The 13,628-nt window shown below is 68.1% G+C and carries 10 protein-coding genes; 2 read left to right on the top strand and 8 right to left on the bottom strand.

The genetic code is table 11. From position 1 onward, the window contains the following. Positions 1-5: 5 nt before the first annotated feature. Positions 6-1,457 carry a hypothetical protein gene (locus ACZ5IK_RS08860; protein WP_465487212.1) on the top strand — a complete coding sequence of 484 codons (1,452 nt, stop codon included), beginning with the start codon at positions 6-8 and terminating at the stop codon, positions 1,455-1,457. Here ACZ5IK_RS08860 and ACZ5IK_RS08855 read toward each other — a convergent pair. From ACZ5IK_RS08855 to ACZ5IK_RS08830, 6 genes are all read right to left on the bottom strand, one after another. Then, a complete protein-coding gene (locus ACZ5IK_RS08855; RefSeq protein WP_465487211.1) occupies positions 1,454-1,954 on the bottom strand; it encodes a GNAT family N-acetyltransferase in 501 nt (166 codons plus the stop codon). The genes ACZ5IK_RS08860 and ACZ5IK_RS08855 overlap by 4 nt on opposite strands. Before the next feature lie 129 nt (positions 1,955-2,083). Next, entirely contained in the window at positions 2,084-2,575 is a 492-nt protein-coding gene (locus tag ACZ5IK_RS08850) for an MmpS family transport accessory protein (protein WP_465487210.1), read from the bottom strand. Between the two features lie 55 nt (positions 2,576-2,630). Beyond that, entirely contained in the window at positions 2,631-2,864 is a 234-nt protein-coding gene (locus ACZ5IK_RS08845; RefSeq protein WP_465487209.1) for a hypothetical protein, read from the bottom strand. A 26-nt stretch (positions 2,865-2,890) separates the two neighbouring features. Next, positions 2,891-3,124: a hypothetical protein gene (locus ACZ5IK_RS08840; RefSeq protein ID WP_076162990.1), complete on the bottom strand. Its 234-nt coding sequence runs from the start codon at positions 3,122-3,124 to the stop codon at positions 2,891-2,893. Positions 3,125-3,170: 46 nt separating this feature from the next. Beyond that, positions 3,171-4,931, bottom strand: coding sequence for a hypothetical protein (locus ACZ5IK_RS08835; RefSeq protein ID WP_465487208.1), 1,761 nt, complete (start codon positions 4,929-4,931; stop codon positions 3,171-3,173). 81 nt (positions 4,932-5,012) lie between these two features. Then, on the bottom strand, positions 5,013-6,812 hold the full coding sequence (locus ACZ5IK_RS08830) for a hypothetical protein (protein ID WP_465487254.1): 1,800 nt from the start codon (positions 6,810-6,812) through the stop codon (positions 5,013-5,015). 550 nt (positions 6,813-7,362) lie between these two features. Here ACZ5IK_RS08830 and ACZ5IK_RS08825 point away from each other — a divergent pair. Continuing rightward, the gene (locus ACZ5IK_RS08825; RefSeq protein ID WP_465487207.1) at positions 7,363-8,121 is read left to right on the top strand and encodes a M15 family metallopeptidase; all 759 of its coding nucleotides are present in this window, start codon (positions 7,363-7,365) and stop codon (positions 8,119-8,121) included. Between the two features lie 43 nt (positions 8,122-8,164). Here ACZ5IK_RS08825 and ACZ5IK_RS08820 read toward each other — a convergent pair whose 3' ends face one another. Both ACZ5IK_RS08820 and ACZ5IK_RS08815 read right to left on the bottom strand, forming a co-directional pair. Further along, positions 8,165-9,304: a serine hydrolase domain-containing protein gene (locus ACZ5IK_RS08820; protein ID WP_465487206.1), complete on the bottom strand. Its 1,140-nt coding sequence runs from the start codon at positions 9,302-9,304 to the stop codon at positions 8,165-8,167. Between the two features lie 353 nt (positions 9,305-9,657). Next, positions 9,658-13,569: a DNA-directed RNA polymerase subunit beta' gene (locus ACZ5IK_RS08815; protein ID WP_101612151.1), complete on the bottom strand. Its 3,912-nt coding sequence runs from the start codon at positions 13,567-13,569 to the stop codon at positions 9,658-9,660. Between the last annotated feature and the right edge of the window lie 59 nt (positions 13,570-13,628).

Genomic DNA, 13,628 nt, shown 5'->3' with positions numbered 1-13,628 from the left:
GCCCGATGGACGATCAGGCCGGGCCGTGGCTCGTCGCCGGTGGGTACGCCCTGGCTCTGGCGCTGCTGTTGCTCGGCGGGCGGTTCGACGGACGGCGGCCGACCGCCGCGGCCGTCAGCTACGCGTTCTGCGGGATTCTCGTCTCCGAGACGTCGCTGTACTGGCTCTCGGCGGGGTCCGGCAGCGCGGTGCCCGGCTGGCTGTGGTTCGCGTTCCCGCTCGTCATCGCGGCTCTGGCGGCGTGGCGGGGCTACCGGCAGAAGACGTGGATCCGCAGGCTCGACGGGTCCGGCGAGCCGAGTTTCGGCGTCCTCCCCCAGCGCGGCATCGCCGTCACCCACGCGTCCTCCGAGTCCGTGGTGACGGCGGTCGAGTTCGTGCACAACGGGCATCGGCTGCTGGGCGTCGAGTACCGGCTCGGTGGGTCGGAAGGCTTTCCGGAGCTGGCCAGGACAGCTGACCTGATGGACGGGACGTACGCCCTGATCCAGCTGCGGACGCCCGTCGTGCCGTCGGTCGTCATCACTCCCGTCACCGGTGCTTTCGAGCCGGAGCGGTTCACGCCGCTGGAGGACGCCCGCATCACGCGGAACACCGTCGGGGCGCCGAAGCCGGATGCGCTGCTGCAACGGTTCGAGACCGGCACGGAGTTCGACCGCCGGTTCACCGTGACGACGTCCGATCCGGAGTTCGCGCGCACTCTGCTCACCTCGGCTGTCCGTGAACTGCTGGACGGCGATCCGTGGTTCCGGGTCCGCGAAGTGGCTTTCCACGGCGGCTCGCTGTGGGTCTCCGAAGCCGGGACGCTGACCGAAGAAATGATGTTCGCCGACTCCCGCCGTCTCGCCGTCCTGGCGTCCACAGTGGAGTGGCAGGATGCGGATTTCCGCGCTGTCGCAGCGGCTTCCGACACGAGCGATGCCGGATGGCTCGGCGGACGACGGGGTCCGCTCACCGGGCTCCGCGGTCCGCTCAACCGGCGACGGGAAGCGGCCGGCCGTCAGCCGCTGTCCTCACTGTCGCTGGTGGCGCGCTCTGTCGTCGCGCTCGCCCTGGTGCTGCCGGGGCTGGCGCTCGCGGTGAACTCGCTGACCGCGTTGACCGGGCTCGCTCCCGAGGCGCGGCTCACCGTGACCGCGACCCTGCGGGCGGAGGCGGGCACGTCGAGCTGCACCAGCTGCGGCAACAGCAACCTGGTGGACGGCACCTACGAACTCGACGGCGAGACGCACGAGGTCAAGGACCTGTGGTGGATGTCGTTCGGGACGTTCCCGGAGCGGGGTGACGTCGTCGACATCGCCGTGACGCCGCTGTGGTGGCATCCGCTGATCGAGGGCAAGGACACGGGCGTCTTCCTGCTGCTGATCGGCCTGACCCCCGTCCTCGCCGGCTCGCTCCTCGCGAAGGCGACCTATGCCCCGCGCCCGCGTCGGTCCGCGTCGCGTTTAGCGGGCTAAACGCGATCCGACAGAGCCTGGGCCAGGGGCTTCGCGAAGTAGTAGTGGGCGTAGGGGTCGTCGTTGAAGGGCTCGACCTCGTCGTAGCCGAGGCGCGCGTACAGGGCCCTCGCCTCGACGAGGTCGCTGCGGGTGTCCAGGCGGATGGTCGTGGCCCCCAGGCCACGGGCGACGTCCTCGGCGGCGGCCACGAGCAGCGCCGCGCCGCCCTTGCCGCGCTCGGACCGTCGGAGGAAGACTCGCTTGAGTTCGGTGATCTCGGGCGTCATGACCCGGAGCCCGGCACAGCCGGCGAGCACCCCGTCGCGCCACGCGAGGAGGAAGGCGCCCTCCGGCGGAACCAGGTACCTGCTGTGGTTCTTCTCGAGCAGGTCGTCGAGCTCGTCCTCGTCGACCTGGCGCTCGTAGTAGCGGGACGCGATCTCGTCCAGGTACTCGCGCAGCAGCTGGGCGGCGTCCGGGTGATCGACGGGGGTGACTTCGAAGGTCCAGCTCATGCCCCCATTCTGCCCAACCCGGCCACCGATTTTCCCCGCCCGCCGGATCGCGATTAGGGGGCTGAAGTCGCCGCGCGGGGCCGGGCCCCGGATCGCACTTTGCCCGCTAAAGTCGCCGCGCGGCGCTGGTCAGGAGGGGGCCAGGCGGCCGGCGCAGGTGGCGACCTCACCGGGGGTGGACTTCTCCGACGTGACGACGGCACCGCCCACGGCCACCCGGCATTCGACGGCCCCTTCGCCCTGCCCCATCAGCTGGACGGTCGGCGGCGTGCCGGTGTTCTTCCACGTGAGCTCCTTGCGCCACGGCAGCGTCACCTGCAACTCCTGATGCACCAGCCCCAGCCCGTTCGAGTCGTAGACCACGGTCGCGGTCCCCGTCCCGACGAGCTCGTAGGCGATCTGCCAGTCGTTCGACACCGGCTGCGGCTGCGCCTGGCTCAGCGTCCGGGTGATCGTGCGGTCCGGCTCCCGCGACGGCGCGGCCCCGGTCGGCTCCCCGACCACGGCCACACCCTCGGCCTGCGGTTCCTCACCGCCGTTGAGCAGCACCACACACGTCGCGAGCGCGGCCACCACGATGCCCGCGATGGCGATGCGCCCGATCAGTTGTCTGTCGGCCATCGGTTCTCCTCACCGAAAGCGGCGGCGCGGCCCGAGAGCCGCGCCGCCACGGAAGTCAGGACGGGAGCAGCCGGCCGGGGACGCCGTTGAGGGACTGGATGAGGCCCAGCACCGGGACGCCGAGCGGCGCGAACGTCCAGATGTTGTTGAGGTCGCTCGTGTCGGGTTCGTCGACGACCACGACATCGCTCGGGGCAGCCTGCACGGCGAGTGCCGGAGCGGCCGAGCCGAGGACGACGAGACCGGCGAGCGCCGCGCCGGTGACCGCGCGGACGAAGGTCTTCTTCATGAGATTCTCCTTTACTGGTAACGGTTTTACGAAATCGGCGTGATGATCCCGTAGATCGGGGCGAGCAGGTCGGTGGGCACGGGGACGGTCGGGCCGAGCAGGCCACCGAGGTCGAGGCCGGGGATCAGCCACACCGCGGGGTTGCCGCCACCGGTCGGCAGACCCGGCAGCGGGTCGGCCGAGGCGACCCCGCCGGCGAGTCCGGACAGCGCGCCCGCGACGGCGAGCGGCAGCAGCACACGGGCCGCGATTCGCTTCATCTCTTCTCCCTTTTTCCTTACCGCTGCTGGAATCGAGCGGAATCCTTCATCGGAGTACCGAGCTGATCGGCACGATCGTGCCGTCGGGGATCCATTGCCCCGCGTAGTTCCGGTCGGCGATCATCCCGACGGCGTGCGGTTCGCCCGGGTACATCGGCATGGCGTTGACCTGTGCCGCCGCGAAGATCTGGACGTCGCCGTTCAGCGACTTCCACTGGTCGCCCAGCCAGTTCCGGAATCCGCCGAGCGTGGGGCTTTCGCCGCCGAAGGCGTTGCCCGCGGCGACGGCGAAGCTCACGGCGACCTGCTCGCGCGGGTCGAACCTCAGCGGGAGCGAGGAACTCGCGACGGAGTTGACGATCGGCCCGTTGAGCAGCCAGGGCGCCAGGTACAGGCCGTACTGGTGGGTCGGCTTGAGCCGCTGGGACTCGGCCGCGCGCGTCATCGCCGTGTAGCCGCCCGCCCAGCCGGACACCACGACCAGCGCGGTGTTCGGGCCCGCCTCGGCCTGCACCGGGAGCCCGGAGCGCGCGGCGGTCTCACGGACCAGCTTCCCGGCCGCCACACTGCGCGGCGAAGTGTCCTCGACGAGGGTGAGCGCGGATGGCTTGCGTGCGGCGAGGAATTCGACGAGTTTGACGAGCGAACCGCTGTCCTCTCCCGAAAGCGCGTCCGCAGGACACGAGGTGAGGGCTTCGCGGCGGTCGGCGATCAGGCCGCCCAGCGCGGCCGAAGCGCACTCGGGCGCGTCGACGTCTTCGATCGCGTGGCCCTGCTCTTCACCCGCGTCGACCTCGATCGTCGTCTTCTCCCCGCCGCGGCTGATGATCAGGTCACTGCGGCCCTTCGGCAGGTCGACCTCGGCCCAGGTCCCTTCGGCCCCGGGACGCACGATGGCCTTGCCGATCAGGCCGCCTTCGATTCCGGCGGACAGCTCGTCACCCGCGCTCGCGGGGAAATGGACGAGGTTCTTGCCTGGCCGCTGCGGGCTCACCAGCACCGGGAACTGACGCTCGCCGACGGACGCCTCGGCGAGCAGGGCGACGCCGGGAATCGGCAGGGCGGCCGGTTTCGGGATGGCCGCGAGGGCGCTCCACGCGACGAAACCGATGGCCACGGCGGCCGCGCCGAAGCGGTAGGCACGCGTGGATTCCTTACCGGAGAAGGAAAATCCGGCGACAATGGTGGCGACGACCGGCAGTACGGCGATCACCAGCAGCGTGACGCCGAAGAGCGTTTCGTAGATCCGGCGGTCCAAACCGAGTCCCGAGGAGAACAGCTGGACCGCACCCGCGACGACGAGAAGTCCGCCCAGTGTCAGGGAAAGCGGGGCGAGCCGGAAGTTCGTCTGTCGCCACTGATCGGCGGGTACCCACCCGGAAAGAACGGTGACGCCGAACCACAAGGCCGCCGCGGCGACGTAAACGGTGTCGATGGCGAATTCGACGCCTGTCCGCCCCAACGAGGTTTCGAGCACCACCAGCGCGGCCAGCGCGAGGGAGGCCCAGCGGCCTGCGGACGGCCACCGGACGAGGACCGGGATGGCCAGCGCGAGCACGAGATGCACGATCAGCGCGATGACGTTGACGTCGGTCGCGAAGGCGGAAACCGCCGCGAGGACCGCGGAAACCCCGCCGAGCACGGCGATGGTGAGGTTCAGGCGCTTCGGCAGTTCGCCCACGAGCGGGCGCAGAATCCCGGTACCGGCGAGGAAAGCGGTCGCCAGCAGGAGGCCGAGCCGAAGCAGGACGAGGGCGATGTCGGCTCCGGCGGAACCCGAACTCGCCGGTATGACGTGGTGATCCATGGGGGCCTTCTCCGAACATGTCGGCGGGGTCGTGGGTGGCGGAGCGTGCCCACCACCCACGACCTTCCGCGCCGAGCAGGGTTACTTGAGATCCGCGTCAGCCACGACGAAGAGTTCCGAGTGCGGCTTGGCGTTGCCGAAGGACCCGTGCGGCCAGGTCTTCCGGTTGAAGTTGATCCCGACCTGTCCGGTGAACTCGTCCCGGAAGTTCTGGTCGACAGCGAGCTTCCCGTCCTGGGCGAGGTTCAGCAGGTTGACCTTGTGGTCACCGTCCAAACCGGACCGTGCGACGAAGTAGTTCGACACCGCGAGGTGCTGCGGCTTGTCGGTCTCGTGGTAGAAGCCGTCGTCACCGAGCACGAAGTTGTCGTACGCGCCCCAGTGCGGTCCGCCACCCGAGGTACCCGGGTTGATCGCGGCCGCGCCGACGACGGTCGGCAGATCTCCGCCACCGCCCTGCTGGGACTTTTCCTTCGTGTCGATCCGGCCGTTGATGTTCTCGACCTTGTCACCCGCGGCGAGCAGCTTCTGGATGTCGAGGATGTACACGCCACCGGTGGTGCCGGGGTCATCCGGGCCGAGCGCGCCCTTGGACCGTCCGGTGATCGCGCGGTAGAGGTACTTGTCGTCGGGGCTGGTCTGGATCCAGCCGCCGTTCGACCCGCCGCCGTTGGAATCGTTGTTCGGGTGGATCGCCTTGTTCGCGGCACCGTCGTCGAACACCTGGATCCAGTGCGGCTCCTTGGCGGTGATGTCCGGCGTGTAGAACACCGCGCCACCCTGCATGGTCTGGGCGAACGCGCCCTTGTGACCGGGCAGGTTGGTCACCGTGGTCTCCATGACCGCGCGGCTTTCGGCGTGCAGCGGGTCCGCGGGATCGGCCCGCGGACCGTCCGGCAGGTACGAGACCGCCTTGAGCTTCGGCTTGTTGCGGTCGGAGATGTCCCACGTGCGGACGGTCGGCCGCCGCAGGTAGGGCGACGGCTGCTTCACCGGGTCGAGAATGATGTTGCGCGGCTCGGCGTAGTCACTGGTGACCAGGGTGTTGAGGTCCTCGCGCGCCTGGATGCCGTGCGGGTTGGCGCAGGTCGGCTTGTCCAGCTGCGGGAGGTTGTCGCACAGCTTCTTGTTGTCGCCCTGCGGCGTGGCCGCCGGGGACTCGGAAAGCACCTGTGCGTTCTGGTCGAAGCGGACGACCTCGCCAGGGCTGCCGGCGAAACCGTTGCCCACCACGGTGGAACCGTTGGCGTAGGTGTGCGGGCCGGGCACGACCGGGCCGCCCATGTACGTGCCGTACGCGGTGCCGTCCTTGAGCACCCAGTACGCGTCCGGCACGGAACCGCCGAGGGTCTGGGTCGGGAGGCTGACGCCCTTGAGCTTCAGTTTCGGCAACGCGGAGACGTCGAAGGCGTACGTCGCGGCGGCGAACAGCGCGCCGGCGTAGATCGTGTCGCCCTTGTGCCACACGTATTGCATGTGGTGCGGCTCGTTCTCGACGAGCGGCCCGACGGTGGCGGTGTTGACGACCTTGCCGTAGGTCGGCGAGCCCTGCGTCGCGTCGATCACGGCGAGGAAGTCCGGGCCGGGCAACGCGTTCTTGATCTTATTCAGGCCGCCGCCGAGTGAACCCGGCAGGTTCTTGATGTCCTTGACCAGGGTGTCGGCGATGTTCTCGTCACCGGCCCAGACCAGCAGCCACTTCTTGCGCTGGCCGTCGGCGCTCCGGGACGCCGCGACATCCTTGGACACCAGGTGGTTCTGGACCCAGTACTCCTTGCCGTCGGCCGCCTTCTTCGCGTCCTTGACGACCTGGACGTCGGCGTACGCGCTCGTCGCGGAACCGGTATAGGTCACCGTGCCCACGGCGAGCGCCGCCGCCATGGCGCCAATCACCACTTTTCGCCACTTGGGCGAGTTGGATAGCATTCTTTCTCCCTGTTTTCGCTACCGAAGCGCCAGACAATCGGCACACCTCTCCCCTCTTTCGCGCAGGCGTCACCGGCACGGATCAGGGGAAAGCAATCAACCGCCGGTTCGAGCAGGGAACCGTTGCGGCACAGCGGAAAGCGTCAGCGCACGAAGAACGGGCGCATCCGTTTCGGATACGCGAATTCATTGACGACGCGACGAGCCGGAATAGGTCAGGAATCCATACACAGCGCGCTTGCTTGCTGCCGCAAGTCAACGTGCCGGCGCCACACCAAGGCGACTGGGGATTGCATGGGCGAAATACTCGTGTGAAGCCGCCCGAGTGTCAATCTCGTGATCAAAGAATGGGACATGCCACGGTCGAGTGAATTTCCCACGATGCGGATACGTCATTAGGCCGGATGGGTGGCGATATTCCGAGCACTGGGAATTAGGCCACCTGGCGGCACTACTACAGGTCACAACGGCCCAGTAACCTGCGTCCGGCGAACACTGGGCCGTTATGAGGTCGTTACGCAATCCGGGGAACTCTGGTGGATCCGCAGGTCCACGAGGCCCTTGGAGGCTCGCCGGTGTCGCGCCGACGATCCTGCACGAGATCCGGTACCGCGGGCAGCGCAACTTCGTCGGCCGGAAGATCGACGGGTACGTACGGCCGTTGTGTCTCCTGACCCGGCAGGCCGCGGAGGGGCTGCGCACGGCGCAACGGCGGCTGCTGCTGCAGGGCTACACGCTCAAGGTGTACGACTGCTACCGGCCGCAGCGCGCCGTCGACCATTTCGTCCGGTGGGCCAAGGACCTGTCCGACGAGAGAATGAAGGCGGAGTTCTATCCGAACGTGGCGAAGGGCCGTCTGTTCGCCGACGGGTACATCGCGGAGAAGTCCGGGCACAGCCGCGGGAGCACGGTGGACCTGACGATCGTGAGGCTGCCGCCTCTGCCGCAGCGCCCCTTTCGGCCGGGCGAGGTGCTGAAGCCCTGCTTCGCGCCGGTCCGGTTCCCCGACAACATGGTCGACATGGGGACCGGGTACGACTGCTTCGACACGCTCTCGCACACCGACGACCCGCGGATCACCGGCGAGGCCCGGACGAACCGGCGGCTGCTCAAGGGCACGCTCGCGGCGGCCGGGTTACGGAACCTCGCCGAGGAGTGGTGGCACTACACGTTCAACGGGGAGCCCTTCCCGGACACCTACTTCGACTTCCCCGCCTCCCGGCACTCCCTGACCTGCGCTTCTCCCACCCCGGATCGCGATTAGCCCGCGAAACGCAAGTCGCGCCTCCCCACCGGCCGGATCGCGATTAGGGGGCTAAACGCAAGTCGGCGGTGGGGTCAGGCGGGCCCCACAGGGCTTGCAGCTTGAGAGCGGCCAGGGCGTCGTCGATGGGGTGCGGCGTTCCCTCGGCGTCCGGCTTGGCCCACCTCACCAGGTTCATCGCGGCGGAGAACTGCCGTCCGCCGTCGGGGCGGGTCCAGGCCATCGTCAAGGCTCCCCAGACCGTGCCGTCGTGGCCCCAGAAGGTGCCGTGACCGGGGATCTCGGTCTTGTACAGGCCGAGGCCGTAGTCGAGCAGCCGCCCGTCCTGCGCGATGACCGGGACCGTGCACTGCATCTGCGCCAGCGATGACGGGCTGACGATCTCACCGCCGAGCAGCTTGCCGTAGAAGCGGTTGAGATCCTCGACGGTCGAGATCAGGCCCGCGCCGGTCATCACCCAGGACATCTCGTAGACGCTGTAGTCGCGCGGCGGATCGATCGCCCCGAACAGCGCCTCGTATATCCGCGAATGTGGCTCCTCGATCCTCGGACCGACGGGAAACCCGGTGTGCGCGAGCCCCGCCGGCTCGATGACGGAGCCAGCGATGTGCTTCTCGACCGGGGTGCCGGTCACGTGCTCCAGGAGCTCACCCAGGAGCAGGTAGTTCGTGTTGGAGTACACCCCGGGAGTGCTTCCCGGCTCGCCGGTGGCGGGTGCGCCGACACCCAGCTCGATCAGCTCGGCCGGGCGGAACTGCCGGAACCGGTTGTCGTCGAGGCTCCCGGGAGCGAGTTCCTTGAGCGACGGGAACGCGTACGGCAGGTATTCGGCGAGGCCACTGGTGTGGTTGAGCAGCATGCGGACCGTGATCCGGCGGCCGCGCTCACCGGGGACCAGCCGTGGCAGGTAGTCACCGATCGGGGCGTCGAGGCCGATCCGCCCGCTCTCGACTTCCAGCAGAACCGCGGCCGAGACGAAGGTCTTGGTGATGCTGCCGACGCGCTGCCGCATACCGGTCTCGACAGGGCGGCCGGTTTCGAGGTCGGCGACTCCGGAGGCGCCGCGCCAGACCTGCTCGCCCCCGCGTACTTCGGCGAACACACCCGGCACGCCCGCGCGGTGGACACCGTCCAAAGCGGACCGCAGCTCCGCCGGATCGAGGCCCGTGTTCTTGTCTGTCACTAGAGGTTCCATGTCGACCATCCTGTCGATCGACACTCCCGGGATCGCCCGCCATCCGTCGCGCATCCAGGCGGATACCGCACCGATCGTCGCCCCTGCCTCCGGATCGCGATTTGCCCGCGAAACGCAGGTCGCGCTCCCCCACCACCGGATCGCGATTAGGGGTCTAAACGCACGTCATGCCTCCCACGGCCGGATCGCGATTTGCCCGCGAAACGCAAGTGACGCTCCCCCGCCGCCAGATCGCGATTAGGGGGCTAAACGCAAGTCGTGCGGGAGGGAGGAGCGGAGCGTGGGGAAAGCAAAGCGCCCCCGGCCGGAGGCCAGGGGCGCTTTGGTGGAGCGTGGGTGGATCAGCGGAAGTCGCGGCCGAAGTCGTAATCGTCCAGCGGAACCGCGGCACCCGGGGTGGAGCCGAAGACATCCGGGGTGTAGTAGCCGTCGTCGTAGGACGGGATCGCGTAAGCGGCGACCCGCGCCTCCTCGGTCGGCTGCACCTGGATGTTGCGGTACTTGTTGATCCCGGTACCGGCCGGGATCAGCTTACCGATGATCACGTTCTCCTTGAGGCCCACGAGCCTGTCCGAACGGCCGTTGATGGCCGCGTCGGTCAGGACACGCGTGGTCTCCTGGAACGAGGCCGCCGACAGCCACGAGTCCGTGGTCAGCGAGGCCTTCGTGATCCCCATCAGCACCGGGCGACCCGAAGCCGGCTCGCCGCCCTCGGCGACCGACGCACGGTTCTTCGCCTCGAACTTGGTCCGCTCGGGCAGCTCGCCCGGCAGGAAGTCCGTGGCACCGGAGTCGATGATCGTCACGCGGCGCAGCATCTGCCGCACGATGACCTCGATGTGCTTGTCGTGGATCGACACACCCTGCGCCCGGTACACCTTCTGGACCTCGTCCACCAGGTGCATCTGCGCCTCGCGCGGCCCCATGACCCGCAGGACCTCGTGCGGGTCCGGCGTGCCTTCGAGCAGCTGCTGACCGACGTTGACGCGGTCACCGTCGCCCAGCGGGCCGTTCGGGGTGTTCGCGAGCCGCTGACGCTTGGACAGCTTGTCGAAGACGATCTCTTCGCTGCCGTCGTCCGGGATCAGCGTGATCTTCCAGAACCGCTCGCTCTCCTCGATGCGCACACGGCCATCGACGTCGGCGATCGGCGCCTTGCCCTTCGGGACCCGGGCCTCGAACAGCTCCTGGACACGGGGCAGACCGGTCGTGATGTCGTCACCGGCGACACCACCCTGGTGGAACGTACGCATCGTCAGCTGCGTACCCGGCTCACCGATCGACTGGGCCGCGACGATACCCACGGCCTCGCCGACGTCGACGAGCTGACCGGTCGCCATGGACCGGCCGTAGCAGGTGGCGCAGATACCGACGGCCGACTCGCAGGTCAGCACCGAACGCACCTTGACCTTGGAGATCCCGCTCGAGATGAGCTTGTCCAGGGCCGGGTCGCCGATGTCGTCACCGGCGTTGAGCACGACGTTGCCCTTGGCGTCGACCGCGTCGGTCGCCAGGTTCCGCGCGTACACGCTGGTCTCGACGTGCTGGTCACGCAGGACCTTGCCGTCGCCGATGTCCTCACCGATCGGCATGTTGATGCCGCGGGTGGTGCCACAGTCGACCTCGCGGACGATGACGTCCTGCGACACGTCCACCAGACGACGGGTCAGGTAACCCGAGTCGGCGGTACGGAGCGCCGTGTCCGCCAGACCCTTACGGGCACCGTGCGTCGCGATGAAGTACTCCGCCACCGACAGGCCTTCACGGAAGTTGGCCTTGATCGGACGCGGGATGTACTCACCCTTCGGGTTCGACACCAGACCACGCATACCGGCCAGCGACCGGACCTGCGTCATGTTGCCCGCCGCGCCCGACTTCACGATCATCGCGATCGGGTTGTCGTCCGGCAGCGCCGTCTCCATGATCTTGTGGACCTCTTCGGTGGCCTGCGTCCACACCTTGACGAGCTCGTTGTTGCGCTCGGTGTGCGACAGCTGACCACGCTGGTACCGCTTCTCGACCTGGTCGGCCTTGCCTTCGTACTCGTCCAGAATGGCTTTCTTGCCCGTCGGGACCAGCACGTCGGAGATCGCGACCGTGACACCCGAACGGGTCGCCCAGTAGAAACCGGCGTCCTTCAGGCGGTCCAGGGTCTGCGCGACCTGCGTCATCGAGTACCGCTCGGCGAGGTCGTTCACGATCAGGGCCTGACGCTTCTTCGGCATCGGCTCGTTGATGAACGGGTAGTCCGCCGGCAGCAGCTCGTTGAACAGCACACGACCCAGGGTGGTCTCGGCCAGCCAAGCCTTGCCCGGCTCCCAGCCCTTCTCCGCGAGCGCCGCTTCGTCGGCCTTGGCGGGCTGACGGTCGATGATGCGGATCTTGACCGGGGCGTGCAGGCTCAGCGCCTTGAGGTCGTACGCCATGATCGCTTCGGCGGGCGAGGAGTACGCGTTGCCGGCACCCTCGGCCTTCTCGGTGAGACGGGTCAGGTGGAACAGACCGGTCACCATGTCCAGACGCGGCATGGCGAGCGGGCGGCCCGACGCCGGCGAAAGGATGTTGTTCGCCGACAGCATCAGGATGCGGGCCTCGGCCTGCGCCTCCGCGGAAAGCGGGAGGTGCACGGCCATCTGGTCACCGTCGAAGTCCGCGTTGAACGCTTCACAGACCAGCGGGTGCAACTGGATGGCCTTGCCTTCGACCAGCTGCGGCTCGAAGGCCTGGATGCCGAGGCGGTGCAGGGTCGGCGCACGGTTCAGCATCACCGGGTGACCGGTGATGACCTCTTCGAGCACGTCCCACACCTGCGGGCGCGAACGCTCCACCATCCGCTTGGCGGACTTGATGTTCTGCGCGTGGTTCAGGTCGACCAGCCGCTTCATGACGAACGGCTTGAACAGCTCGAGCGCCATGTCCTTCGGCAGACCGCACTGGTGGAGCTTCAGCTGCGGGCCGACGATGATGACGGAACGGCCGGAGTAGTCGACACGCTTGCCGAGCAGGTTCTGACGGAACCGGCCCTGCTTGCCCTTGAGCAGATCGGACAGCGACTTCAGCGGGCGGTTACCGGGACCGGTGACCGGGCGGCCGCGGCGGCCGTTGTCGAACAGCGCGTCGACGGCCTCCTGCAGCATCCGCTTCTCGTTGTTGACGATGATCTCGGGCGCGCCGAGGTCGATCAGCCGCTTCAACCGGTTGTTCCGGTTGATGACCCGGCGGTAGAGGTCGTTCAGGTCGGAGGTGGCGAACCGGCCACCGTCGAGCTGGACCATCGGGCGCAGGTCCGGCGGGATCACCGGGACGGCGTCGAGCACCATGCCGCGCGGGTCGTTTCCGGTCATCTGGAAGGCCGCGACGACCTTGAGCCGCTTCAGCGCGCGGAGCTTCTTCTGCCCCTTGCCGTTGCGGATGGTGTCGCGCAGGTTGTCGGCCTCCGCCGAGACGTCGAACTCGGCGGCCAGCTTCTGGATGGCCTCCGCGCCCATGCCGCCGGTGAAGTACTCGCCGTAGCGGTCGATGAGCTCGCGGTAGAGCAGCTCGTCGGCGATCAGCTGACGGACGTCGAGCTTGGTGAAGGTCGTCCAGACCTCCTCGAGACGGTCCAGCTCGCGACCGGCGCGGTCACGCAGCTGACGCATCTCGCGCTCGCCGCCTTCCTTGACCTTGCGGCGGACGTCGGACTTGGCGCCCTCCGCCTCCAGCTCGGCCAGGTCGGCTTCCAGCTTCTGCGCCCGTGCCTCGATGTCCGCGTCACGCTTGGTCTCGAGGTTCTTGCGCTCGACGCCGATCTCGTTCTCGAGGGTCGGCAGGTCGTTGTGCCGCAGCTCGGTGTTCACACCGGTGATCACGTAGGCCGCGAAGTAGATGATCTTCTCGAGATCCTTCGGCGCCAGGTCCAGCAGGTAGCCGAGGCGGGAAGGAACACCCTTGAAGTACCAGATGTGGGTGACGGGGGCGGCCAGCTCGATGTGGCCCATCCGCTCACGGCGCACCTTGGCGCGGGTGACCTCGACGCCACAGCGCTCGCAGATGATGCCCTTGAAGCGGACCCGCTTGTACTTACCGCAGTAGCACTCCCAGTCCCGGGTCGGGCCGAAGATCTTCTCGCAGAAGAGGCCGTCCTTCTCGGGCTTGAGCGTCCGGTAGTTGATGGTCTCCGGCTTCTTGACCTCACCGAAGGACCACTGACGAATGTCGTCGGCGGTGGCGAGACCGATGCGGAGCTCATCGAAGAAGTTGACGTCCAGCACGTCTTTGCATCCCCTTGGGGTTGAGTCGACTAGAGGGGTTGGCGGTCGAGGCGGGACCC

This window comes from Amycolatopsis sp. NPDC031561, assembly GCF_055580625.1.
Note: the sequence above shows the minus strand (reverse complement) of the source record. Positions and strands in the feature narration are given on the sequence as shown.